At 71.7% G+C, this 24,104-nt stretch carries 19 protein-coding genes; 18 read left to right on the top strand and 1 reads right to left on the bottom strand.

What is annotated here, in order from left to right:
- The first annotated feature begins 412 nt into the window (after positions 1-412).
- The 16 genes from rsmH to AB0411_RS35290 all read left to right on the top strand — a co-directional run bounded on the left by rsmH (position 413) and on the right by AB0411_RS35290 (position 18,433).
- Positions 413-1,381: a 16S rRNA (cytosine(1402)-N(4))-methyltransferase RsmH gene (gene rsmH, locus AB0411_RS35365; RefSeq protein WP_366421341.1), complete on the top strand. Its 969-nt coding sequence runs from the start codon at positions 413-415 to the stop codon at positions 1,379-1,381.
- Positions 1,378-1,926, top strand: coding sequence for a septum formation initiator family protein (locus tag AB0411_RS35360; RefSeq protein WP_366421340.1), 549 nt, complete (start codon positions 1,378-1,380; stop codon positions 1,924-1,926). The genes rsmH and AB0411_RS35360 overlap by 4 nt, the downstream gene beginning before the upstream one ends.
- A 7-nt stretch (positions 1,927-1,933) precedes the next feature.
- Positions 1,934-3,925 (top strand): peptidoglycan D,D-transpeptidase FtsI family protein, encoded by a 1,992-nt coding sequence (locus AB0411_RS35355; RefSeq protein ID WP_366421339.1) that lies wholly within the window; start codon positions 1,934-1,936, stop codon positions 3,923-3,925.
- Between the two features lie 18 nt (positions 3,926-3,943).
- On the top strand, positions 3,944-5,758 hold the full coding sequence (locus tag AB0411_RS35350) for a UDP-N-acetylmuramoyl-L-alanyl-D-glutamate--2,6-diaminopimelate ligase (protein WP_437044366.1): 1,815 nt from the start codon (positions 3,944-3,946) through the stop codon (positions 5,756-5,758).
- 62 nt (positions 5,759-5,820) lie between these two features.
- On the top strand, positions 5,821-7,272 hold the full coding sequence (locus AB0411_RS35345) for a UDP-N-acetylmuramoyl-tripeptide--D-alanyl-D-alanine ligase (protein ID WP_366421338.1): 1,452 nt from the start codon (positions 5,821-5,823) through the stop codon (positions 7,270-7,272).
- A 5-nt stretch (positions 7,273-7,277) separates the two neighbouring features.
- A complete protein-coding gene (gene mraY, locus AB0411_RS35340; RefSeq protein ID WP_366421362.1) occupies positions 7,278-8,342 on the top strand; it encodes a phospho-N-acetylmuramoyl-pentapeptide-transferase in 1,065 nt (354 codons plus the stop codon).
- Positions 8,339-9,805, top strand: coding sequence for a UDP-N-acetylmuramoyl-L-alanine--D-glutamate ligase (gene murD / locus AB0411_RS35335; protein ID WP_366421337.1), 1,467 nt, complete (start codon positions 8,339-8,341; stop codon positions 9,803-9,805). The genes mraY and murD overlap by 4 nt, the downstream gene beginning before the upstream one ends.
- Positions 9,806-9,865: 60 nt before the next feature.
- The gene (ftsW, locus tag AB0411_RS35330; RefSeq protein WP_366421336.1) at positions 9,866-11,212 is read left to right on the top strand and encodes a putative lipid II flippase FtsW; all 1,347 of its coding nucleotides are present in this window, start codon (positions 9,866-9,868) and stop codon (positions 11,210-11,212) included.
- 6 nt (positions 11,213-11,218) lie between these two features.
- Positions 11,219-12,310: an undecaprenyldiphospho-muramoylpentapeptide beta-N-acetylglucosaminyltransferase gene (murG, locus tag AB0411_RS35325; RefSeq protein ID WP_366421335.1), complete on the top strand. Its 1,092-nt coding sequence runs from the start codon at positions 11,219-11,221 to the stop codon at positions 12,308-12,310.
- A 23-nt stretch (positions 12,311-12,333) separates the two neighbouring features.
- The gene (locus AB0411_RS35320) at positions 12,334-13,149 is read left to right on the top strand and encodes a cell division protein FtsQ/DivIB (RefSeq protein WP_366421334.1); all 816 of its coding nucleotides are present in this window, start codon (positions 12,334-12,336) and stop codon (positions 13,147-13,149) included.
- A 282-nt stretch (positions 13,150-13,431) separates the two neighbouring features.
- Positions 13,432-14,661, top strand: coding sequence for a cell division protein FtsZ (ftsZ, locus tag AB0411_RS35315; RefSeq protein ID WP_366421333.1), 1,230 nt, complete (start codon positions 13,432-13,434; stop codon positions 14,659-14,661).
- 14 nt (positions 14,662-14,675) lie between these two features.
- A complete protein-coding gene (gene pgeF, locus AB0411_RS35310) occupies positions 14,676-15,440 on the top strand; it encodes a peptidoglycan editing factor PgeF (protein WP_366421332.1) in 765 nt (254 codons plus the stop codon).
- Complete coding sequence (locus tag AB0411_RS35305; protein ID WP_437044362.1) at positions 15,392-16,159, top strand: YggS family pyridoxal phosphate-dependent enzyme; 768 nt, start codon at positions 15,392-15,394, stop codon at positions 16,157-16,159. Before pgeF ends, AB0411_RS35305 begins: the two co-directional genes overlap by 49 nt.
- 123 nt (positions 16,160-16,282) lie before the next feature.
- Positions 16,283-16,903: a cell division protein SepF gene (locus tag AB0411_RS35300; protein WP_366421330.1), complete on the top strand. Its 621-nt coding sequence runs from the start codon at positions 16,283-16,285 to the stop codon at positions 16,901-16,903.
- Positions 16,904-16,974: 71 nt separating this feature from the next.
- Positions 16,975-17,268, top strand: coding sequence for a YggT family protein (locus AB0411_RS35295; protein WP_085924893.1), 294 nt, complete (start codon positions 16,975-16,977; stop codon positions 17,266-17,268).
- Positions 17,269-17,317: 49 nt separating this feature from the next.
- Positions 17,318-18,433, top strand: a complete 1,116-nt coding sequence (locus AB0411_RS35290) for a DivIVA domain-containing protein (RefSeq protein WP_366421329.1) — start codon at positions 17,318-17,320, stop codon at positions 18,431-18,433.
- A gap of 168 nt (positions 18,434-18,601) precedes the next feature.
- On the opposite strand, the gene ileS is transcribed toward AB0411_RS35290, so the two are convergent.
- On the bottom strand, positions 18,602-21,745 hold the full coding sequence (ileS, locus tag AB0411_RS35285) for an isoleucine--tRNA ligase (RefSeq protein WP_366421328.1): 3,144 nt from the start codon (positions 21,743-21,745) through the stop codon (positions 18,602-18,604).
- 644 nt (positions 21,746-22,389) lie between these two features.
- Here ileS and AB0411_RS35280 point away from each other — a divergent pair.
- Together AB0411_RS35280 and lspA are read left to right on the top strand one after the other, a co-directional pair.
- On the top strand, positions 22,390-23,157 hold the full coding sequence (locus tag AB0411_RS35280; RefSeq protein WP_366421327.1) for a TraR/DksA family transcriptional regulator: 768 nt from the start codon (positions 22,390-22,392) through the stop codon (positions 23,155-23,157).
- Between the two features lie 121 nt (positions 23,158-23,278).
- On the top strand, positions 23,279-23,881 hold the full coding sequence (gene lspA, locus AB0411_RS35275) for a signal peptidase II (RefSeq protein ID WP_366421326.1): 603 nt from the start codon (positions 23,279-23,281) through the stop codon (positions 23,879-23,881).
- Positions 23,882-24,104 lie beyond the last annotated feature (223 nt).

Here is a 24,104-nt window from a genome sequence, read left to right as displayed (position 1 = left end):
TTCGTGGCGCCGCCGTCCGGGTGACGAGCCCGTGGGGAAGGCGGCGCGAAAGCCGTCGCGGGACGCGCGGAACCGGTTGATTGACCGGGGCGACCGGTGGACTAAAGTGGCGCGAAGTGGGAGGCGTGACGCTCTCCTTGGATACCGGAATCCTCGCGTGCGCGCATCGTACGTACGGCTCGGCCTCCTCCCGCTCCCAGGGTCTTCCGACGTCACTTCCCCGTCGCCGGAGGGCCACTTCCCCTTCAGAGCGGGCGGGGACCAAGCGGTACGTGCGGCACCCCCAGCCAGCGGCCGGGGCCCCACCTGCCGCCCAGCCCATCGGAAGGCACATGAGCCAGCGTAGCGAGCGATTCAGGAAGCGGTGCGCGCCTGCCGCCCGCAGGCGGACCGAGCGCAGCGGGGCCGTCGCATGACCAACAGCACTCGCCACGTCCCCGTCATGCTCCAGAGGTGTCTGGACATGCTCGCCCCCGCCCTCGCCGAGCCCGGCGCGGTCGTCGTCGACTGCACGCTCGGCCTCGGCGGGCACAGCGAGGCGCTGCTGGCCACCTTCCCGGCGGCCCGGCTGATCGCCCTCGACCGTGACCCCTCGGCCCTGAAGCTCGCGGGCGAGCGGCTCGCCCCGTACGGAGACCGCGCCACCCTGGTGCACGCCGTCTACGACGAGCTCCCCGAGGTCCTCGACCGTCTCGGGACCCCGCGCGTGCAGGGCGTCCTGTTCGACCTCGGGGTGTCCTCCATGCAGCTCGACGAGGCCGACCGCGGGTTCGCCTACGCGCAGGACGCCCCGCTGGACATGCGGATGGACCAGACGACCGGCATCAGCGCCGCGGAGGTCCTCAACACCTACGCGCCCGGTGAGCTGGTCCGGATCCTGCGTGCCTACGGGGAGGAGAAGCAGGCCAAGCGGATCGTCGAGGCCGTCGTCCGCGAGCGGGCCAAGGAGCCGTTCAGCCGCAGCGGGCGGCTGGTCGAGCTGATCCGTGACGCGCTGCCGCAGGCCGCCAAGCGCACCGGCGGCAACCCCGCCAAGCGCACGTTCCAGGCGCTGCGCATCGAGGTCAACGGCGAGCTGGCGAGCGTCGAGCGGGCGATCCCGGCCGCCGTGCAGGCGCTCGCCGTGGGCGGCCGGATCGCCGTGCTCTCCTACCACTCGCTGGAGGACCGGCTGGTCAAGCAGGTCTTCGCGGCCGGCGCCGCCAACACCGCGCCGGCCGGGCTGCCGGTCGTCCCCGAGCGCTACCAGCCCCGGCTCAAGCTGCTGACCCGCGGCGCCGAACTCCCCACGGAGGAGGAGGTCGCCGAGAACCGCCGCGCGGCCCCCGCCCGGCTGCGCGGCGCGGAGCGCATCCGCGAGAACGTCGAGGACACCGCATGAAAGCCCAGGGGAGGCCGCGCGGCAGACAAAAACGCCTTGCCGCGCTGCTCCCCTCCGGCGGCGGATCCGCCGGCACCGCGGCACGCACGCCCTTCGTGGTCCTCATCGTCGTCCTGCTCGGCTCCGGGCTGATCACCCTGCTGCTGCTCAACTCCGCCCTCAACCAGGGGTCGTTCGAGCTCAGCAAGCTGGAGAAGAAGACCGACGAGCTGACCGACGAGCAGCAGGCGCTGCAGCAGGAGGTGGACGCGTACTCCGCCCCGGGCGCGCTGGACCGGCGGGCCCGCCGGCTGGGCATGGTCCCCGGCGGCAGCCCCGCGTTCCTGCTCCCGGACGGCACCGTCCGCGGCCGGACGAGCGCCGCCACCTCGCAGGGCGCGCCGCTGAGCACCTCCGCCGAGCCGTCGGCGCCGGGCGCGACCGGCCACCGGCCCCCGTCCGCCCCGCCCCTGCCGCCGGTGCGGGACCTCGCCGGTGCACCGGCCCCGGGCGGCGCCGCACCGGCGGCCCAGACCGCCCCCTCCCCGACGACCTCCGGCAGGTGATGGCGGCATGACCGAGCCCAGGGATCCCCGCCGGGTGCCGCGCCCCGCCCAGCGCGGCGGCCAGGCCGGCGGCCGCGGCGGACGCCCGCAGGCCAGGCGCCCCGCGCCCCGTCCCGGCCCCCGGCCGCCCGCCCGCCGCCCCGCGCGCCCGCGCTCCGGGCCGCAGGCGCTCCGCCTGGGCAGCCCGCGCCCCCGGCTGCGACTGGTCTCCCTCGCGCTGACGCTGGTGATGCTGGTCTTCGTCGTACGCCTCTTCCAGGTGCAGGCCGTGGACGCCGGGGCGTTCGCCGCCAAGGCCAACGAGAACCGCTATGTGCCGGTCAAGCTGGCCGCCGAGCGCGGCGCGATCACCGACCGGAACGGCGTGGACCTCGCCACCACCGTCGACGCGTACGACATCACCGCCGACCCGAGCCTGCTGGCGCCCGCCAAGACCAAGATCGACGACGCTCCGCAGCGGGCCGCCGCGCTGCTCGCGCCGATCCTCGGCGAGGACCGCGCCACCCTCGCCAGGAAGCTCGACCAGCCCAAGGCCCGCTACGTCCTGCTCGCCCGGCAGCGCACCCCGCAGGTCTGGAAGCGGATCAAGGACATGCGCGCCGGCCTCGACGCCAAGGCGGCCGCCGCTCCCAAGAACGCGCCCCGCCCCGACGTCCTCGTCGGGATCTTCGCGGACAAGCACAGCAAGCGCCTCTACCCGAACAAGGACCTCGCCTCCGGCGTCCTCGGCTTCGTCAACGGCGCCGGCAAGGGCGGCGGCGGCCTGGAGGCGCTGCTGGACAAGCAGCTGGCGGGCAAGGACGGCAAGCTCGTCTACGCCCAGTCCGGCGGCCGCCGGGTGCCCACCGCCGACACCCAGGAACACCCCGCCGTCCCCGGCAGCGACGTCGAGCTGACCCTCGACCGCGACATCCAGTGGGCGGCCCAGCAGGCCATCACCGAGCAGGTCGCCAAGTCGAACGCCGACCGCGGCTACGTCGTCGTCCAGGACACCCGTACCGGGGAGATCCTGGCGCTGGCCAACGCGCCCGGCTTTGACCCCAACGAGGTGTCGGAGGCCGACCCGGAGGCGCTGGGCAACGCCGCGCTGTCCGACGCCTTCGAGCCGGGGTCCACCAGCAAGCTGATGTCGATGGCCGCCGTCCTGGAGGAGGGCGTCGCCACGGCGGCCACCCGCGTCACCGTGCCCAACCGGCTGCACCGCGGCGACCGGCTGTTCGCCGACGACGTCGACCACGCCACCTGGCACCTCACGCTCAACGGCGTGCTCGCCAAGTCCAGCAACATCGGCACGATCCTCGCCGCCGGCCAGCTCGGCAGGACCCAGCCCCGGGCCAACCAGGTCCTCTACTCGTACCTGCGGAAGTTCGGCATCGGGAAGCCGACCGGCCTCGGCTTCCCCGGGGAGACCGACGGCATCCTGGCCAAGCCGCAGGACTGGAACACCTCGCAGCAGTTCACCATCCCGTTCGGCCAGGGGCTGTCCCTCAACGCCGTACAGGCCGCCTCCGTCTACTCCACGATCGCCAACGGCGGCGAGCGCATCGCCCCCTCGCTGGTCCGCGGCAGCACCGGGCCCGGCGGCCACTACACACCGGCGCCCGAGCCCGAGCGGAACCGCGTGGTCGGCCCGAAGACCGCGCGCACCCTGGCCACCATGCTGGAGTCGGTGGTCGACGACGAGGAGGGCACCGGGGCGAAGGCGAAGATCGACGGCTACCGCGTCGGCGGCAAGACCGGAACGTCCAACCGGGTGGACCCCAAAACCGGCCGCTACCACGGCTACACCGCGTCCTTCGCCGGCTTCGCACCCGCCGACAAGCCCCGCATCACGGTCTACTGCGCCGTGCAGAACCCCACCTCGGGCAGCTATTTCGGCGGCCAGGTCTGTGGCCCGATCTACCAGCAGGTCATGGCCTTCGCGCTGAAAACCCTCCAGGTCCCGCCGACCGGCGCGGGGCCCCCGCGGCTGCCGGTCACCTTCACGCCAGGCCAATGAAATCGAGGCAATTCCGCCGTGACGACCATCACCCCCGACGGCACCCCCGACGGCACCCCCGTCCCGGGAAACTGCTCCTCCCCACGGCCCTCACTTCGCCCCGGGCCGGTGGTGCCCGGTACGCTCACCGCCGTGTCACACGCTGATCAGTCCCCGAAAGCCCAGCACGCCGAGAAGGGCGGGCCCGGTACCTATCCGGGAGCGCCGCGCCCTGAAACGGTCCGCCCCACCCCCCTGGCGGACCTCGCCGAGCAGCTGGGATGCCCCGCCCCGGAACCCGGCCACCCCGGTGCAGGCACCGGCTCCGCCGGAGCGGCCGAGGCCGCGCAGCCCGTGATGGTCACCGGCATCACCCATGACTCCCGGGCGGTCCGGCCCGGCGACGTCTACGCCGCGCTGCCCGGCGCCCGTCTGCACGGCGCCGACTTCGTCGCCCAGGCCGCCGACCTCGGCGCCGCGGCGATCCTGACCGACCCGTCGGGCGCCGAGCGCGCCGCGGCCACCGGCCTGCCGGCCCTCGTCGTCGAGAACCCGCGCGCCCGGATGGGTGCCCTGGCCGTCTCGATCTACGGGGCACCGGGCGAGGACCTCCTCCAGATCGGCATCACCGGCACCTCCGGCAAGACCACCACCGCCTACCTCATCGAGGGCGGGCTGCTGGCGGCCGCCGCGAAGCGCACCGACGGGGGACTCACCGGCCTGATCGGCACCGTCGAGACCCGCATCGGCGACGAGCGCATCAAGTCCGAGCGCACCACCCCCGAGGCCACCGACCTGCAGGCGCTGTTCGCGGTGATGCGCGAGCGCGGCGTGCGCGCGGTCGCCATGGAGGTCTCCAGCCACGCCCTGGTCCTCGGCCGGGTCGACGGCTGCGTCTTCGACGTCGCGATCTTCAACAACCTCAGCCCGGAGCACATGGAGTTCCACTCCGGGATGGAGGACTACTTCCAGGCCAAGGCCCAGCTGTTCACCAAGGCCCGCAGCCGGGCCGGCGTCGTCAACCTCGACGACGAGTACGGCAAGCGGCTGGCCGAGGGCGAATCCGAGGTCCCGGTCACCACCTTCTCGGCCGAGGGCCACCCGGACGCGGACTGGCGGGCCTCGGACGTCGAGGTCGGCGCCCTCGGCTCGACCTTCACCGTGCACGGCCCGGACGGCCGGACCCTGCGCGCCGCCTCACCGATCGCCGGCCCGTTCAACGTCGCCAACGCGCTCGCCGCGATCGTCTCGCTGGTCGTCGCCGGCATCGACGCGCAGACCGCGGCCGACGGCGTCGCCGCGGTGCCCGGGGTCCCCGGCCGCCTGGAGCGCATCGACGCCGGTCAGCCGTACCTGGCGGTCGTCGACTACGCCCACAAGACCGACGCCGTCGAATCGGTTCTGCGGGCGCTGCGCAAGGTCACCGACGGCAAGCTGCACGCCGTCCTCGGCTGCGGCGGCGACCGCGACCCGCACAAGCGCGGCCCGATGGGTGCCGCGGTCGCCCGGCTCGCCGACACCGCCATCCTGACCTCCGACAACCCGCGCGGCGAGGACCCGCTGGCGATCCTCGCCACCATGCTCGCGGGTGCCGCCGAGGTCCCCGTGCACGAGCGCGGCACGGTGCTGGTCGAGGAGGAGCGGGCCACCGCCATCGCCGCCGCCGTCGCCCGCGCCGAGCCCGGCGACACCGTGATCGTCGCGGGCAAGGGCCACGAGCAGGGCCAGGACATCGCCGGAGTGGTACGCCCCTTCGACGACCGCCAGGTGCTGCGCGGCGCCATCGAGGACTCGTTGAAGCCATCGCAGTCGCAGCAGTCGCAGCAGTCACCGCAGCCGAACCACCAGGGATGACACACCGCCATGCGCGCACAACCCCTTTACCGTCACCGCCCGCCCCGCGCCGGGGGTGACCTGTGATCTCCCTGTCGCTCGCCGAGATCGCGAGCATCGTCGGCGGCCGGCAGCACGACATACCGGACGACGGCCTCCGGGTGACCGGCCCGGTCGTGGCGGACTCCCGTGCGGTGTGCCCCGGCGCCCTGTTCGTGGCGTTCGCCGGTGAACGTGCCGACGGCCACGACTTCGCGCCGGGCGCCGTCGAAGCGGGCGCGGTGGCCGTCCTGGCCGCCCGCCCCGTCGGCGTCCCCGCGATCGTCGTCGACGACGTGGTCGCGGCCCTCGGGGCGCTCGCCCGCGCCGTCGTCGAGCGGCTGGGCACCACCGTCGTCGGCCTGACCGGCTCGGCCGGCAAGACCAGCACCAAGGACCTGATCGCCCAGCTGCTGCAGCGCACCGGCCCGACGGTCTGGCCGGAGGGCAACCTCAACAACGAGATCGGGGTGCCGCTGACCGCGCTGCGCGCCGATGAGACGACCCGTCACCTCGTCCTGGAGATGGGCGCCCGAGGCGTCGGCCACATCCGCTACCTCGCCGGGCTGACCCCGCCGAGGATCGGCGTGGTGCTGAACGTCGGCAGCGCGCACATCGGCGAGTTCGGCGGCCGTGAGCAGATCGCCCTGGCGAAGGGCGAACTCGTCGAGGGGCTGCCGGCGGCCGAGGACGGCGGGGTCGCGGTGCTCAACGCCGACGATCCGTACGTGCGTGCCATGGTCCCCCGCACCCGCGCCCGGACGATTCTGTTCGGCGAGGCCGAGGACGCCGCCGTGCGTGCCGAGAATGTCCGGATCACGGAGGCCGGACAGCCCGCCTTCACGCTTCACACACCCTCCGGGTGCAGCGATGTGACCATGCGGCTGTACGGTGAGCACCACGTGTCGAACGCGCTCGCCGCGGCCGCCGTCGCCCATGAGTTGGGCATGCCCGTAGACGAGATCGCCACCGCGCTCTCCGAAGCCGGCACGCTCTCCCGCTGGCGCATGGAGGTCACCGAGCGCGCGGACGGCGTGACGGTCGTCAACGACGCCTACAACGCGAATCCCGAGTCCATGCGAGCGGCGCTGCGTGCGCTGGTCGCCATGGGCACCGCCGCCAAGGCGAAGGGCGGTCGTACGTGGGCGGTGCTCGGTGAGATGGCCGAGCTCGGCGAGGATGCGCTCGCCGAACACGACGCGGTCGGACGCCTGGTCGTCCGGCTCAACGTCAGCAAGCTCGTGGCAGTCGGCGGCAGGGAAGCGGCCTGGCTCGACATGGGCGCCAAGAACGAGGGTTCGTGGGGTGAGGAGTCGGTGCACGTGTCCGACGCGCGGGCGGCGGTCGACCTGTTGCGCAGCGAGCTGCGACCGGGAGACGTCGTGCTGGTGAAGGCGTCCAGGTCGGTGGGGCTGGAGCGGGTTGCCGCAGCATTGCTGGACGACGCCAGGGCGCTGGGCGCCGCGGGCGCCGAGGGTGGAGCCGCGTCCCGATGAACTCGATGAAGCAGATCCTCTTCTCCGGAACGATCGGGCTCTTCCTGACCCTGATCGGCACCCCGCTGCTGATCAAGCTGCTGGCCAAGAAGGGGTACGGGCAGTTCATCCGCGATGACGGCCCGCGCACCCACGGCAGCAAGAAGGGCACGCCCACCATGGGCGGCATCTCCTTCATCCTGGCCACGATCATCGCCTACGTCGTGACGAAGGTGATCACCTCCAGCGATCCCACCTTCTCCGGTGTGCTGGTGCTCTTCCTCTTCGCGGGCATGGGCCTGGTCGGCTTCCTCGACGACTACATCAAGATCGTCAAGCAGCGTTCGCTGGGCCTGCGGGCCAAGGCGAAGATGGCCGGCCAGCTGATCGTCGGCATCGCCTTCGCCGTGCTCTCGCTGCAGTTCGCCGATCTGCGCGGGCAGACCCCGGCGTCCGACCGGCTCTCCTTCACCCAGGACTTCGGCTGGCAGATCGGCCCGGTGATCTTCGTGATCTGGGCGCTGTTCATGATCCTGGCGATGTCCAACGGCGTGAACCTCACCGACGGCCTCGACGGCCTCGCCACCGGCGCCTCGGTGATGGTCTTCGGCGCGTACACCTTCATCGGCATCTGGCAGCACCAGGAGTCGTGCGCCAACCAGATCACCGCCGGGCCGGCCTGTTACGAGGTCCGCGATCCGCTCGACCTCGCGGTCGTCGCCTCGGCACTGATGGGCGCCTGCTTCGGCTTCCTGTGGTGGAACACCTCCCCCGCCAAGATCTTCATGGGGGACACCGGTTCGCTGGCCCTGGGCGGCGCGCTGGCCGGTCTGGCCATCTGCTCCCGTACGGAGCTGCTGCTGGCCATCCTCGGCGGTCTCTTCGTCCTGATCACCATGTCGGTGGTCATCCAGGTCGGCTCGTTCCGGCTCACCGGCAAGCGGGTCTTCCGGATGGCGCCGCTCCAACACCACTTCGAACTCAAGGGGTGGTCGGAAGTCCTGGTGGTGGTCAGATTCTGGATCATCCAGGGCATGTGCGTGATCGTCGGACTCGGCATCTTCTACGGCGGCTGGCAGGCGGCCAAGTGAGCACCCCGAGCCCGGCGGACTTCGCCGGCCAGCACATCACCGTCGCCGGCCTGGGCGTGAGCGGCATCAGTGCCGCCCGCGCGCTGGCCGGCCTCGGCGCCCGGATCACCGTCGTGGACGGCGGCGACGGCGAGAAGCAGCGGGCCGCCGCGCAGGAGCTGGCGGCGGAGGGGATCACCGTCCGCCTCGGCGACGGCGCGACCCTCCCCGAGGGGACGGACCTCGTCGTCACCTCGCCCGGCTGGAAGCCGGACAGCCCGCTGTTCGCGGCGGCCGCCGCGGCCGGGGTGGACGTGGTCGGTGACGTGGAGATCGCCTGGCGGCTGCGCGAATCCCCCTCGGGACAGCCGGCCGCGGCCTGGCTCGCGGTCACCGGCACCAACGGCAAGACCACCACGGTCCGGATGCTGGCCTCGATCCTGGCCGCCGAAGGGCTGCACACCGCGGCCGTCGGCAACATCGGCACCCCGATCATCGATGTGGTCCTCGGCCAGGGCCGGGACGGCGCGCAGCCCTACGACGTGCTCGCCGTCGAGCTCTCCAGCTACCAGCTGCACTGGGCGCCGTCGCTGCGCGCCCACTCCGCCGTGGTCCTCAACCTCGCGCCCGACCACCTCGACTGGCACGGATCCATGCAGGCGTACGCCGCGGACAAGGGCCGGATCTACGAGGGCAACACCGTCGCCTGCGTCTACAACGCGGCCGACAAGGCGACCGAGGACCTGGTGCGCGAGGCCGACGTCGAGGAGGGCTGCCGCGCCATCGGCTTCACCCTCGGCACCCCCGGCCCCTCCCAACTGGGCGTCGTCGAGGGCATCCTCGTCGACCGCGCCTTCGTGGAGAACCGGCAGCAGCAGGCCCAGGAGCTCGCCGAGGTCTCCGACATCGCGCCCGGCTCCGGGACCCCCGCCCCGCACAACATCGCCAACGCCCTCGCGGCGGCGGCGCTGGCCCGTGCCTTCGGCGTCCGGCCCGCCGCCGTCCGTGACGGACTGCGCGCCTTCCACCCGGACGCCCACCGCATCCAGCACGTCGCCGAGCTCGGCGGCGTCGCCTACATCGACGACTCCAAGGCCACCAACACCCACGCCGCCGAGGCGTCGTTGGCGGCGTACGAGCACATCGTGTGGATCGCCGGCGGCCTCGCCAAGGGCGCGACCTTCGACGAGCTGGTGCAGAAGTCGGCGGCCCGGCTGCGCGGTGCGGTGCTGATCGGTGCCGATCGGGCGCTGATTCGCGAAGCCCTGGCGCGACACGCCCCCGATGTGCCGGTGGTCGACCTCGACCGGACCGACACTGGGGCGATGTCCGAGGCGGTCCGGGAAGCGGCCCGCCTGGCCGAGCCCGGCGACACCGTCCTGCTGGCTCCGGCCTGTGCCTCGATGGACATGTTCGTCAATTACAACAAGCGGGGCGAGGCCTTCGCCGACGCGGTCGGTGAGCTGACCGCACGGGATCACTAGACCGTTTCTCCCCGCTGTCGTCGTCAGCCGGCGGCGCGCGCACCTGTGGAGGGGACGAGGATGACGGCCCGATCGGCGAAGCCGGCCCCGTCGCGTCCGGGCCGCCCGTCCCCGCTGCGCGCGCCGCGCACGGCCCGCGGACCCGGCGGCCCCCGGGGGCTCCACACCCGCCTCAAACGGGCCTGGGACCGCCCGCTGACCGCGTACTACCTGATCCTCGGCGGCAGCCTGCTGATCACCGTCCTGGGGCTGGTGATGGTCTACTCGGCGTCCCAGATCAAGGCGCTGCAGTCCGGCCTGGCCCCGACGTACTTCTTCCGCAAGCAGCTGCTCGCCGCCGTCCTGGGCGGCGGGCTGCTGCTGGCCGCCTCCCGGATGACGGTGCGGCTGCACCGCACGCTGGCCTATCCGCTGCTCGCCGTCTCGGTGTTCCTGATGTGCCTGGTGCAGATCCCGGGCATAGGGGTCGCGGTCAACGGGAACCAGAACTGGATCAACCTCGGCGGCCCTTTCCAGATGCAACCGAGCGAGTTCGGCAAGCTCGCGCTGGTGCTGTGGGGCGCCGACCTGCTGGCCCGCAAACAGGACAAGAGGCTGCTGGTGCAGTGGAAGCACCTGCTGGTGCCGCTGATCCCGGTGGCCTTCCTGCTGCTCGGGCTGATCATGCTCGGCGGTGACATGGGCACCGCGATCATTCTCACGGCGATCCTCTTCGGGCTGCTGTGGCTGGCCGGTGCCCCGACCCGGCTGTTCGTGGGGGTGCTGGGCGGCGCCACGCTGATCGGGGCGCTGCTGATCAAGACCAGCGCCAACCGGATGTCCCGCCTGGCCTGCATCGGCGCGACCGACCCGGGCCCCGGCGACCAGTGCTGGCAGGCCGTGCACGGCATCTACGCCCTGGCCTCCGGCGGATTCTTCGGTTCGGGCCTCGGCGCGAGTATGGAAAAATGGGGAGAACTCCCCGAACCGCACACCGACTTCATCTTCGCCATCACCGGGGAGGAACTGGGTCTGGCGGGGACGCTGTCGGTGCTCGCCCTCTTCGCGGCTCTAGGCTATGCGGGTATCCGCGTGGCCGGACGCACGGAGGACCCCTTCGTACGGTACGCCGCGGGAGGCGTGACCACCTGGATCACGGCGCAGGCCGTGATCAACATCGGTGCGGTGCTCGGCCTGTTGCCGATCGCCGGTGTCCCGCTCCCGCTGTTCTCCTACGGAGGCTCGGCCCTGCTGCCGACGATGTTCGCCATCGGGCTGCTGATCGCCTTCGCGCGTGACGAGCCCGCTGCACGGGTGGCGTTGTCGGCACGGTCGGCGCGGAGGCCGGTTTCCGGAAGGAGACCGGCTGGGGTGAGATGGAAGACGATGAGACGGCGCGTCAAGAAGCGGCCGTCCGGAGAGCGGTGAATTTCGGTGCATGTCGTACTCGCCGGTGGGGGGACCGCCGGCCACATCGAGCCCGCGCTCGCCCTCGCGGACGCACTGCGGAGGCAGGACCCCACCGTGGGGATCACGGCACTCGGTACGGAGAAGGGCCTGGAGACCCGGCTCGTCCCGGAACGCGGCTATGAGCTGGGTCTCATCCCGGCCGTACCGCTGCCGCGCAAGCCCACGCCCGAACTGATCACCGTCCCCGGGCGGCTGCGCGGCACGATCAAGGCCGCCGAGCAGATCCTGGAGCGCACGAAGGCGGACTGCGTCGTCGGCTTCGGCGGCTATGTGGCGCTGCCCGGCTACCTCGCCGCCAAGCGCCTCGGCGTGCCGATCATCGTCCACGAGGCCAACGCCCGCCCCGGCCTGGCCAACAAGATCGGCTCGCGGTACGCCAAGTTCGTCGCCGTCAGCACCCCCGACAGCAAGCTGCGCGGCGCCCGCTACGTCGGCATCCCGCTGCGCCGCACCATCGCCACCCTGGACCGCGCCGCGGTCCGCCCCGAGGCGCGCGCGGCCTTCGGTCTCGACCCCAACCTCCCGACCCTGCTGGTGTCCGGCGGTTCCCAGGGCGCCCGCCGCCTGAACGAGGTCATCCAGGCCGCCGTGCCGGTCCTCCAGCGCGCCGGCATCCAGGTGCTGCACGCGGTCGGTCCGAAGAACGAACTGCCGCACGCGGACAACATGCCCGGGATGCCCCCCTATGTCCCGGTACCGTACGTGGACCGGATGGATCTCGCGTACGCCGCGGCCGACATGATGCTCTGCCGCGCGGGCGCGATGACCGTCGCCGAGTTGTCCGCCGTCGGGCTGCCGGCCGCGTTCGTCCCGCTGCCCATCGGCAACGGCGAGCAGCGGCTCAACGCCCAGCCGCTGGTCAACGCCGGCGGGGGCCTGCTGGTCGACGACGCCCAGCTGACCCCGGACTGGGTGCAGAACAGCGTGCTCCCGGTCCTGGCCGATCCGCACCGGCTGTACGAGATGTCCCGCGCGGCCTCCGAGTTCGGCCGCAGGGACGCCGACGAGCTGCTGGTCGGCATGGTGTACGAGGCGATCGCGCAGCACAACAAGTAGCGCACGAGAGAAGGCAGGGGAGCGTGGCCGGACCGGCAACCGCCCGACGCGGCGAGAAGAAGTCACCGTCCGGCCCGCCCTCCGCCGCGCCACCCCGCGCACCGGGGTCGTGGCGGGCGCGCATTCCCCTTCGCGCGCCGGGCCGCCGTGGTCTGATCATCATCCTGGCCGCCACGGCGCTGCTCGGCGCGTTCGGCGTCTGGGCCCTCTACGCCTCGAACTGGCTTCGGGTGGAACGCGTCAGGGTCACCGGCACCAGCGTTCTGACGCCACATGAGGTCGTCGCGGCGGCGCGCGCCCCGATGAACGAGCCGCTGGCCTCCGTGGACACGGACGCGCTCGCCCACCGGCTGCGCGTACGGCTGCCGCGCATCAAGACCGTTGACGTCGAGCGGTCCTGGCCGCACACGATCGGTCTGAAAGTGACCGAAAGGAAGCCGGAACTGGTGATGCGGGCGGGCGGAAAGTTTGTCGAAGTGGACGCCGAGGGCGTCCGGTTCGCCACCGTCAGCGCGGCCCCCCGGGGCGTTCCGCTTCTGGAAATGACCGCATCCGACTCCCCGAGTCTGCACCGGTTCGGAATCGACCGGTTGCGACGGGCGGCGGTCGCGGTCGCCCGGGACCTTCCCCGGGCCGTGCGCACGGACCTGCGCAAGGTCCGTGTACGGTCCTACGACGCCGTCACCCTCGAACTGACCGGCGGCCGCACGGTCGCGTGGGGCAGCCGCGAAGAGGGCGCCGAAAAGGCAAAGGTGCTGACCGCGCTGCTGAAAGCGGCGCACGACGGGCGCCACTTCGACGTCTCGGTCCCCAGTGCCCCTGCGGTGTCCGGGAGTTGACGCCCGCAGGCGCAGGCCAGCACCCTGGATGGCTACGACTATGGGTGATCACATAGGGTGAAAAGAAAAACGGGAGGTTCGGCGTGTTCGTTGAACGCGCGCGCCTTGTCGACTTAGTGTCTCGTTCCAAAGGGACTATGGAACCAAGGAACACAGGCACAGGTAACCCTAAACTTCAACGTTAGGGTTCGGGTCGGCGATACGAACCGTCCCATCGGCATCAGTCGGCGTCCACACGCACGTGCGGCGACGACACGTAACTCGAGGCGAGAGGCCTTCGACGTGGCAGCACCGCAGAACTACCTCGCAGTCATCAAGGTCGTCGGCATCGGCGGCGGTGGCGTGAACGCCATCAACCGGATGATCGAGGTCGGGCTCAAGGGCGTCGAGTTCATCGCGATCAACACCGATGCGCAGGCGCTGCTGATGAGCGACGCCGACGTCAAGCTCGACGTCGGCCGCGAAATGACGCGCGGACTCGGCGCCGGCGCCAACCCGGATGTGGGTCGGAAGGCGGCCGAGGACCACCGCGAGGAGATCGAGGAGGTCCTCAAGGGGGCCGACATGGTCTTCGTGACCGCGGGTGAGGGCGGCGGCACCGGCACCGGCGGTGCACCCGTCGTCGCCAACATCGCCCGCTCGCTGGGCGCCCTGACGATCGGCGTGGTCACCCGGCCGTTCACCTTCGAGGGCCGCCGTCGCGCCAACCAGGCCGAGGACGGCATCGCCCAGCTGCGCGAAGAGGTCGACACCCTCATCGTGATTCCCAACGACCGGCTGCTGTCCATCTCGGACCGCCAGGTGAGCGTGCTCGACGCGTTCAAGTCCGCGGACCAGGTGCTGCTGTCGGGTGTCCAGGGCATCACCGACCTGATCACCACACCGGGTCTGATCAACCTCGACTTCGCCGACGTCAAGTCCGTGATGTCGGAGGCCGGTTCCGCGCTCATGGGAATCGGCTCGGCACGCGGCGACGACCGCGCGGTGGCCGCGGCGGAGATGGCGATCTCCTCGCCGCTCCTGGAGGCCTCCATCGACGGCGCCCGCGGGGTGCTGCTCTCCATCTCCGGCGGTTCCGACCTCGGTCTCTTCGAGATCAACGAGGCCGCTCAGCTGGTCAGCGAGGCCGCGCACCCGGAAGCCAACATCATCTTCGGTGCGGTCATCGACGACGCGCTGGGCGACGAGGTCCGGGTGACGGTCATCGCCGCGGGCTTCGACGGCGGCCAGCCGCCGGCCCGCCGCGACGCCCAGTCGGCACTGTCGTCGCAGAAGCGCGAGGAGCCCGCCGCCCCGGCCCCGAGCCGTCCGGCCACCCCGCCGGAGCCGCGTTCGTCGTCCTTCGGCGGACTGGGTTCGGTGCCCGTGCGCGACGAGGAGCCGGCCCCGGCCGAGTCCCCGGCGCTGGGCGAGGTCCCCTCGCCCCCGGCGAGCGCCCCGCAGGTTCCCCCGGCCCGTCCGTACTCGGACTCCGCCGCCGAGGAACTCGACGTCCCCGACTTCCTGAAGTGACGTAAAGCACCGAAGTGATAGGGCAACAGCACCACGAGAGCGGCGCGCACTTCGCCTTCACCGACAGGTGGGGCGGGGTGAGCGCCGCTCCGTATGAGCAGCTCAACCTGGGCGGCGCGGTCGGCGACGACCCGCAGGCCGTCCACGCCAACCGGGCGCGGGCCGCCGCGGAACTCGGCCTCGACCCGGCCGCGGTGGTCTGGATGAACCAGGTGCACGGCCGGGACGTCGCGGTGGTCGACGGACCGTGGCACGGCGACGAGGTCCCCGGTGTCGACGCGGTGGTGACGGACCGCAGGGGGCTCGCGCTCGCCGTGCTGACCGCCGACTGCACCCCGGTCCTGCTGGCCGATCCGGTCGCCGGGATCGCGGGGGCCGCGCACGCCGGCCGGCCCGGTCTGGTCGCCGGGGTCGTCCCGGCGGTCGTCGAGACCATGGTGAAGCAGGGGGCGGTGCCGGCACGGATCGTCGCGCACACCGGACCGGCGATCTGCGGGCGGTGCTACGAGGTGCCCGAGGCGATGCGGTCCGACGTCGCCGCGGTGGTGCCCGAGGCCCGCGCGACGACCAGTTGGGGCACTCCCGCGGTGGACGTCACCGCGGGTGTACGGGCCCAACTCGCCGCGGCGGGCGTGCTGGTGCGTGACGATTCCCACATCTGCACCCGCGAATCCGCCGACCACTTCTCTTACCGGCGCGACCGTACGACGGGACGGCTCGCGAGCTATGTATGGCTCGGGGAGACCCCCGGCCCGCGGCTGGGGGAGGCCGAGCTGTGACGGACGACCGCAAGACGCAACTGGCCGAGAACCTGGCGCGGGTGGAGGAACGTATCTCCGCCGCTTGCGCCCGGGCCGGCCGGCCGCGCGACGAGGTGACCCTGATCGTGGTCACCAAGACCTATCCCGCGAGCGATGTCCGGTTGCTCGCGGAACTCGGGGTGCGCCAGGTCGCGGAGAACCGCGACCAGGAGGCGGCACCCAAGGCCGCGGAATGTGCTGATGTGCCGCTTACTTGGCACTTCGTCGGTCAACTGCAGACGAACAAGGTGCGTTCTGTGGCCGGTTATGCCGGAATTGTTCAGTCGATCGACCGGACCCGGCTCGTCACCGCACTCTCCAAGGAGGCGGTGCGCGCCGGGCGCGAACTGGGGTGTCTGATCCAGGTGGCGCTCGACGCGGAGTCGGGCGAGCGGGGCGAGCGCGGCGGGGTGGCCCCCGACGGGGTCGAGGCGCTCGCCGAGGCCGTCGCCGGGGCCCAAGGTCTGCGGCTGGACGGTGTGATGACGGTCGCCCCGCTGGCCGGGCCCTACGCGGGGCGTGAACTCGCCGCTTTCGAGCGGCTCATGGAAATCTCATCCGACCTGCGCGCGGCTCATCCTGCTGCCACCATGGTGTCCGCAGGCATGAGCGCGGACCTCGAAGAAGCCGTGGCGGCCGGGGCGACACATGTGCGCGTCGGCACTGCGGTACTCGGAGTCCGACCACGGCTCCGGTAACGTCGCCAAGCAAGTCGGACCACAGCACAAAATATGGTCATTCCCGCAAAAAGCGGGCAGGCCGCGTGGATCCAAGGCCCCTGGTGACGGAGCCGATCCACCACAGAGCGGAGGACGCAGAGAATGGCCGGCGCGATGCGCAAGATGGCGGTCTACCTCGGCCTCGTGGAGGACGATGGGTACGACGGCCGGGGGTTCGACCCCGATGACGAGTTCGAGCCCGAGCTTGACCCGGAGCCCGACCGGGGGCGGCGTCAACAGCACCCAGTGCAGGCCGAAATTCCCCCCGAAAGGGAGGAACCCGTCCGCGCCGTGACACCTCCGGCGCAACGTGAACCGGCCCCGCTCACCGTGGAAAACGGACGACCCGCGCGAATCGCCCCCGTGGCATCCATCACACCCGAACGTCCAAATCTGGAGAAGAACGCACCGGTGATCATGCCCAAGGTTGTGTCCGAGCGGGAGCCCTACCGCATCACCACACTGCATCCCCGGACCTACAACGAAGCCCGTACCATCGGGGAACACTTCCGCGAGGGCACTCCGGTGATCATGAATCTCACGGAGATGGACGACACCGACGCGAAGCGACTTGTCGACTTTGCGGCCGGTTTGGTGTTTGGTCTTCACGGCAGCATCGAGCGGGTGACGCAGAAGGTGTTCCTGTTGTCGCCTGCTAACGTCGATGTCACGGCGGAGGACAAGGCCCGCATCGCAGAGGGCGGGTTCTTCAACCAGAGCTGAGACGCAACACCGGGCACACCGCGGCCGTGAGGCCAACACAGAGCAAGGCAAGGGGAGAGGGACAGCGCGAGATGAGTGTCTTTGGTCAGGTGATCTACATCGCGCTGTACTGCTTCCTGATCGTGTTGATCTTCCGGCTGGTGATGGACTATGTCTTCCAGTTCGCCCGTTCATGGCAACCCGGCAAGGCGATGGTGGTCATTCTTGAGGCCGCCTACACTGTCACTGATCCGCCACTCAAGCTTCTGCGGCGGGTAATTCCGCCGCTGCGTCTCGGGGGCGTGGCGCTCGACCTGTCCTTCTTCGTATTGATGATCATCGTGTACATCCTGATCACCGTCGTGAGGACGGTGTTGTTGGTGTGAACGATACGGTCTTGCCGATTGCCGACGACTACGTTGAGGTGAAGTAGAGATGCCGTTGACCCCCGAGGACGTGCGGAACAAGCAGTTCACGACCGTCCGCCTCCGAGAAGGCTATGACGAGGACGAGGTCGATGCCTTCCTCGATGAGGTCGAAGCCGAACTGACCCGGCTCCTGCGGGAGAACGAGGACCTTCGCGCCAAGCTGGCCGCTGCCACCCGCGCCGCGGCGCAGAACCAGCAGCAGCAGGGGCTGCGCAAGGGACCCGACCAGCAGCAGGACCAGCAGCAGCGGCCCGGGGCTCCGGTGCCCGCCGCCATATCCGGTCCGCAGCCGGTGCCGCCGCAGCAGCAGCAGGGGATGGGTGGACCTCCCCAACTGCCCGGTGGAGCACCTCAGCTGCCTCCAGGTCCCGGTGGCCACGGCCCCGGTCCGCAGGGCCCGCACGGCCCCGGTCCGATGGGTCCCGGCGGTCCGATGGGCGGCCCGATGGGCGGCCCCGGCGGACCGCAGCTGCCGCAGGCTGCCCAGCAGGGCGGCCCCGGCGGTGACAGCGCCGCTCGCGTGCTGTCGCTGGCACAGCAGACCGCCGACCAGGCGATCGCGGAGGCCCGTTCGGAGGCCAACAAGATCGTCGGCGAGGCGCGCAGCCGTGCCGAGGGCCTGGAGCGGGACGCCCGCGCCAAGGCCGACGCGCTGGAGCGGGACGCGCAGGAGAAGCACCGCGTGGCGATGGGTTCGCTGGAGTCGGCCCGCGCGACGCTGGAGCGCAAGGTCGAGGACCTGCGCGGCTTCGAGCGCGAGTACCGCACGCGGCTGAAGTCGTACCTGGAGAGCCAGCTGCGTCAGCTGGAGAACCAGGCCGACGACTCGCTGGCCCCGCCGCGGACCCCGGCGACCGCTTCGCTGCCGCCGTCCCCGTCGATGGCGTCGGCCGGTGCCGGCACCATGGGCGGCAACCACACCATGGGTGGCGGCCAGCAGATGGGCGGCAACCACTCCATGGCCGGTCAGTCCAACGGTGGTCCGTCCTACGGCGGCGGTCAGCAGCAGATGTCGCCGGCGATGACCCAGCCGATGGCTCCGGTGCGGCCGCAGAGCCCGCAGCCGATGCAGCAGACGCCGTCGCCGATGCGCGGCTTCCTCATCGACGAGGACGACAACTGACGTCCGCGTAGCGCGCACCGTCGGCAATCAGGGCCGGGCCCCGAGGGAACACTCCTTCGGGGCCCGGCCCTTTTGTGTGTACTTGTCCGCAGGGTCGTCAGGCGTCGACGGGAACGGCGAAGCCCCCCGGTGCGGGGTGCACCGGGGGGCTTCGCGGGACGCCGGAGGCTACGCCTTGCGCAGCTGGAACGTCAGGGACAGGCTCTCGTCGGTGAACGCGGAGCCGTAGGTCCCGTCGCCCTCGCCGGGGGCGAAGTCGTCGGCGAGGACCTCGTCGGAGATCAGGCCGGCGTGATCGGCCAGCGCCGTGCGGACCTCGTCGTCGGTGGACCGCCAGCGCAGCGCGATCCGGTCGGCGACGTCCAGGCCGCTGTTCTTGCGGGCCTCCTGGATCAGCCGGATCGCGTCACGGGCCAGGCCCGCCCGCCGCAGCTCCGGGGTGATCTCCAGGTCGAGGGCGACCGTGGCACCCGCGTCGGAGGCCACCGACCAGCCCTCGCGCGGGGTCTCGGTGATGATGACCTCGTCGGGGGCGAGCGCGACGGGCTCCCCGTCGACCTCGACGCTCGCCGTCCCCTCGCGCAGCGCGAGCGAGAGGGCGGCGGCGTCCGCGGCGGCGACGGCCTTGGCGACCGCCTGGACGCCCTTGCCGAACCGCTTGCCGAGGGCACGGAAGTTCGCCTTCGCGGTGGTGTCGACGAGCGAGCCGCCCACCTCGGACAGCGAGGCCAGGGAACTGACGTTGAGCTCCTCGGCGATCTGCGCGCGCAGGTCCTCGGGCAGGCCGGCGAAGCCGTGGGCCGCCACCAGCGCACGGGACAGCGGCTGGCGGGTCTTCACCCCCGACTCGGCGCGGGTGGCGCGGCCCAGCTCTACCAGCCGCCGCACCAGCTGCATCTGGCCGGACAGCGCCGGGTCGATGAGCGCGCGGTCGGGGACCGGCCAGCTGGAGAGGTGGACGGACGCCGGGGCCTCCGGGGCGACCGGGACGACCAGGTCCTGCCAGACCCGCTCGGTGATGAACGGGGTGATCGGGGCCATGAGGCGGGTGACGGTCTCGATGACCTCGTGGAGGGTGCGCAGCGCCGCGGCGTCGCCCTGCCAGAAGCGGCGGCGGGAGCGGCGGACGTACCAGTTGGAGAGGTCGTCGACGAAGGTCGACAGCAGCTTGCCGGCCCGCTGGGTGTCGAACGTCTCCAGGGACTCGGTGACCTGCTCGACCAGGGTGTTCAGCTCGCCGAGCAGCCAGCGGTCCAGCAGCGGGCGGTCGGCCGGGGCCGGGTCGGCGGCGGACGGCGCCCACTGGGAGGTACGGGCGTACAGCGCCTGGAAGGCGACGGTGTTCCAGTACGTCAGCAGGGTCTTGCGGACGACTTCCTGGATGGTGCCGTGGCCGACCCGGCGGGCCGCCCAGGGGGAGCCGCCGGCAGCCATGAACCAGCGGACCGCGTCGGCGCCGTGCTGGTCCATGAGCGGGATCGGCTGGAGGGTGTTGCCCAGGTGCTTGGACATCTTCCGGCCGTCCTCGGCGAGGATGTGACCGAGGCAGACCACGTTTTCGTACGAGGACTTGTCGAAGACGAGCGTGCCGACGGCCATCAGGGTGTAGAACCAGCCGCGGGTCTGGTCGATGGCCTCCGAGATGAACTGCGCCGGGTAGCGCTTCTCGAACAGCTCCTTGTTGCGGTACGGGTAGCCCCACTGCGCGAACGGCATCGAGCCCGAGTCGTACCAGGCGTCGATCACCTCGGGGACGCGGGTGGCGGTGAGCGCGCAGCCCTCGTGGGTGCAGGGGAAGGTGACCGCGTCGATGTAGGGGCGGTGCGGGTCCAGGCCGGACTGGTCGGTGCCGGTCAGCTCGGTCAGCTCGGCGAGCGAGCCGACGCAGGTGAGGTGGCCCTCCTCGCAGCGCCAGAGGGGAAGCGGGGTGCCCCAGTAGCGGTTGCGCGACAGCGCCCAGTCGATGTTGTTGGTGAGCCAGTCGCCGAAGCGGCCGTGCTTGACCGACTCGGGGAACCAGTTGGTGTTCTCGTTCTCCCGCAGCAGGGCGTCCTTGACCGCGGTGGTGCGGATGTACCACGACGGCTGGGCGTAGTAGAGCAGCGCGGTGTGGCAGCGCCAGCAGTGCGGGTAGCTGTGCTCGTAGGCGAGGTGGCGGAAGAGCAGGCCGCGGGCGTCGAGGTCGGCGACCAGCGTCTCGTCGGCCTTCTTGAAGAACTGGCCGCCCACCAGGCGGAGTTCCTCCTCGAACGTGCCGTCCGGGCGGACCGGGTTGATCACCGGCAGGCCGTACGCCTTGCAGGTCCTGAGGTCGTCCTCGCCGAAGGCCGGGGCCTGGTGGACGAGGCCGGTGCCGTCGTCGGTGGTGACGTACTCGGCGTTGACGACGATGTTGGCGCCCTCCAGCTCGACGAGGTCGAAGGGGCGCTCATAGGCCCAGCGCTCCATCTCGCGGCCGGTGAAGGACTCGCCGGTGGCGGTCCAGCCCTCGCCGAGGGCCTTCTCCAGCAGCGGCTCGGCGACGACCAGCCGCTCGCTGCCGTCGGTGGCGACGACGTAGGTGACGTCGGGGTGGGCGGCGACGGCGGTGTTGGAGACCAGGGTCCAGGGGGTGGTCGTCCAGATGAGCAGTGCGGCCCGGCCGGCCAGCGGGCCGGAGGTCAGCGGGAGGCGGACGAAGACCGAGGGGTCGACGACGGTCTCGTAGCCCTGCGCCAGCTCGTGGTCCGACAGGCCGGTGCCGCAGCGCGGGCACCAGGGGGCGACGCGGTGGTCCTGGACCAGCAGGCCCTTGGTGAAGATCTCCTTCAGCGACCACCACACCGACTCGATGTAGTCGGGGTCCATCGTGCGGTACGGGGCGTCCAGGTCGGTCCAGTAGCCCATACGGGTCGTGAGCTCGGCGAAGGCGTCGGTGTGGCGGGTCACCGACTCGCGGCACTTGGCGTTGAACTCGGCGATGCCGTACGCCTCGATGTCCTTCTTGCCGCTGAAGCCCAGCTCCTTCTCCACGGCCAGCTCGACCGGGAGGCCGTGGCAGTCCCAGCCGGCCTTGCGGTCGACGTGGTAGCCCTGCATCGTGCGGAACCGGGGGAAGACGTCCTTGAAGACGCGCGCCTCGATGTGGTGCGCGCCGGGCATGCCGTTGGCGGTCGGGGGGCCCTCGTAGAAGACCCACTCGGGCCGGCCCTCGGACTGCTGGAGGGTGCGGGCGAAGACCTTCTGCTCCTGCCAGAACTCGAGCACGGCGTGCTCGAGGGCGGGGAGGTCTACCTGGGCGGGTACCTGGCGGTACTGGGGCTGCGGACTCATCGGGGGCTTCCTCCGGCGGACACCTGCTGCGTTCTCCGTCCGGAGGGACGAGAGCCTGGGCTCCCGCGGTACCACCCTCCTTGGCGGTGCCGTTGCACCGCCCCCTCATTGGGGTCGCGCTGCCGGTTCTACTCGCCCTGGGCGGCCCGTGGGCGTAGCCCACTGTCCAAAGCTTTCTTCCGGCGGCTCCGGGGTGATCTTCGCGTCGTGCACACCCCCGGGCTCCCACCGTCCCCGGGTCGCTGCTGGCTGCGTACGGCGCTACTCGTCCCGTCAATGCCTCTCGCTCGGCCCAGTGTACGGGGCCGGGCCGACAACGGCCGACCGGATTTCGGCGACCGGGGGAGGGGCCGGCCCCGGGGCACCGTACGAGGGTGTCCCGGGGACCGCGCCGTGCCGCGCTCCGGCCGCTGTCCGCCCGCCCGGTCCGAGGGTGCGCCGTGACCCGAATGGCGAGCCGGCGGGCATCGCGCGGGCGGGCGGATTACCGGCCGGGGAGCGGGGCACAAACGAGGCAGAACGGACGTCGGGGCCGGGTGGCGGCCCCGGGAGGGCGGTGCGTCCCGTTGCCGCGTGGCGTGCGGCGATTTATCGTTCCCGTCACGATTCGCGAACAAAGTCACATAGGTGAAGGGGTCGCGGCCATGGTGGCGAAGAAGACCGCCGCGGAGCAGAGCACGACGCCTGCCGACGAGGCCGCGGCGAAGCAGCCTGCACCGAAGAAGACAGCTCCGAAGAAGGCCGCGGCCAGGAAGACGGCGGCGAAGAAGGCGGCGGCCGGCACGACCGCACCGGAGAGGACCACGGCCGGAACAGCGGCCGGGAAGACGGCCGCGAAGAAGACGGCCGCCAAGAAGACCGCGAAGAAGACCGCGAAGAAGGCTCCGGCCAAGACGGCCGCGGTGCCCGCTAAGAAGACGGGAGCCAAGACGGTGGTGGCGAAGAAGACTGCGGCCGCGACGGCCAAGGCCCACGGCGACGACTCCGCGGTGCCCATGGCCCGGGTGGCCGCGGCGCCGGGGGAGCTCGCCGTACGGCCGGGCGAGGACCCCTGGACGCCCGACGAGGTCGCCGCGGCGCGGACCGAGCTGATGGAGGAGACGACGCGGCTGCGCCTGGAGATCGTCTCGGCCGAGGACGCCATCGCCGGGCTGATGCGCGACTCCGGCGACGGAGCGGGCGACGACGAGGCCGACACCGGCACCAAGAACATCACCCGTGAGCACGAGCTGGCGCTCGCCTCCAACGCCCGCGAGATGCTCCACCAGACCGAGCGGGCCCTCGGCCGGCTGGACGCGGGCACCTACGGGCTCTGCGAGAACTGCGGCAACCCCATCGGCAAGGCGCGGATGCAGGCCTTCCCGCGGGCGACGCTGTGCGTGGAGTGCAAACAGAAACAGGAGCGCCGCTGAGGCGGCCGGTAGTTGTCGTGGGCGGCACCCGAACTGCCCGGCACCGCAGGTGTGTGCCGTACTCTCGTGGTTCAGCCGGGCACGGCCCGGCCGGGGACACAACGGGCTGAGGGACTCACACGTGGCAGAGGCGGAACGCATCACCGGCACGCCGGAACCCGAGCGGGGGACCGGCGCGGATTCCACCGCGGGATCCGAGGGGGGAGGGGCGGTGGCGTCGGCACAGGGCACCGACCGCGGCAAGCGGCGGATCACCGCACTGCTGCTGGTCGCGCTCCTGGTCTACCTGCTCGACCTGGGCAGCAAGCTGCTGGTGGTCGCGAAGCTGGAGCACCACGAGCCCATCCAGGTCATCGGGACGCTGCTGCAGTTCACCGTGATCCGCAACCGCGGCGCCGCGTTCAGCATGGGCGAGGCGCTGACGATCTTCCTCACGCTGATCGCGGTGGCGGTGATCGTGGTGATCGCCCGGATCGCCCGCAAGCTCTACAGCCTGCCCTGGGCGATCGCGCTCGGGCTGCTGCTCGGCGGCGCCTTCGGCAACCTCACCGACCGGCTGTTCCGCTCGCCGGGGGTCTTCGAGGGCGCGGTGGTCGACTTCATCGCCCCGGCGCACTTCGCGGTCTTCAACCTCGCCGACTCCGGCATCGTCTGCGGCGGCATCCTGATCGTGATCCTGTCCTTCCGCGGGCTCGACCCGGACGGGACCGTACACAAGGACTGAGTGCCCCGTGCCGGGGTCGGCCGGGGCGGGGGCCGTTGGTGGTGGCGGTTGGGGGCCTGCGGCCCGGTCTGGGTCGGGGGCCGGTGGTCGGGCAGGGCGGCCGTACACAAGGACTGAGTGCCCCGTGGCGGGGTCGGCCGGGGCGGGGGCCGTTGGTGGTGGCGGTTGGGGGCCTGCGGCCCGGTCTGGGTCGGGGGCCGGTGGTCGGGCAGGGCGGCCGTAC

The organism is Streptomyces angustmyceticus (assembly GCF_040701845.1).
In the GTDB taxonomy this organism is placed as follows: Bacteria; Actinomycetota; Actinomycetes; order Streptomycetales; family Streptomycetaceae; genus Streptomyces; species Streptomyces angustmyceticus_A.
Note: the sequence above shows the minus strand (reverse complement) of the source record. Positions and strands in the feature narration are given on the sequence as shown.

Excerpts from the sequence above, each read along its gene's own strand:
- rsmH (WP_366421341.1), top strand. The coding sequence starts at position 413 with ATGACCAACAGCACTCGCCACGTCCCCGTCATGCTCCAGAGGTGTCTG.
- AB0411_RS35360 (WP_366421340.1), top strand. The coding sequence starts at position 1,378 with ATGAAAGCCCAGGGGAGGCCGCGCGGCAGACAAAAACGCCTTGCCGCG.
- AB0411_RS35355 (WP_366421339.1), top strand. The coding sequence starts at position 1,934 with ATGACCGAGCCCAGGGATCCCCGCCGGGTGCCGCGCCCCGCCCAGCGC.
- mraY (WP_366421362.1), top strand. The coding sequence starts at position 7,278 with ATGAAGCAGATCCTCTTCTCCGGAACGATCGGGCTCTTCCTGACCCTG.
- ftsW (WP_366421336.1), top strand. The coding sequence starts at position 9,866 with ATGACGGCCCGATCGGCGAAGCCGGCCCCGTCGCGTCCGGGCCGCCCG.
- AB0411_RS35305 (WP_437044362.1), top strand. The coding sequence starts at position 15,392 with ATGGCTCGGGGAGACCCCCGGCCCGCGGCTGGGGGAGGCCGAGCTGTG.
- AB0411_RS35300 (WP_366421330.1), top strand. The coding sequence starts at position 16,283 with ATGGCCGGCGCGATGCGCAAGATGGCGGTCTACCTCGGCCTCGTGGAG.
- AB0411_RS35295 (WP_085924893.1), top strand. The coding sequence starts at position 16,975 with ATGAGTGTCTTTGGTCAGGTGATCTACATCGCGCTGTACTGCTTCCTG.
- AB0411_RS35290 (WP_366421329.1), top strand. The coding sequence starts at position 17,318 with ATGCCGTTGACCCCCGAGGACGTGCGGAACAAGCAGTTCACGACCGTC.
- ileS (WP_366421328.1), bottom strand. The coding sequence starts at position 21,745 with ATGAGTCCGCAGCCCCAGTACCGCCAGGTACCCGCCCAGGTAGACCTC.
- AB0411_RS35280 (WP_366421327.1), top strand. The coding sequence starts at position 22,390 with ATGGTGGCGAAGAAGACCGCCGCGGAGCAGAGCACGACGCCTGCCGAC.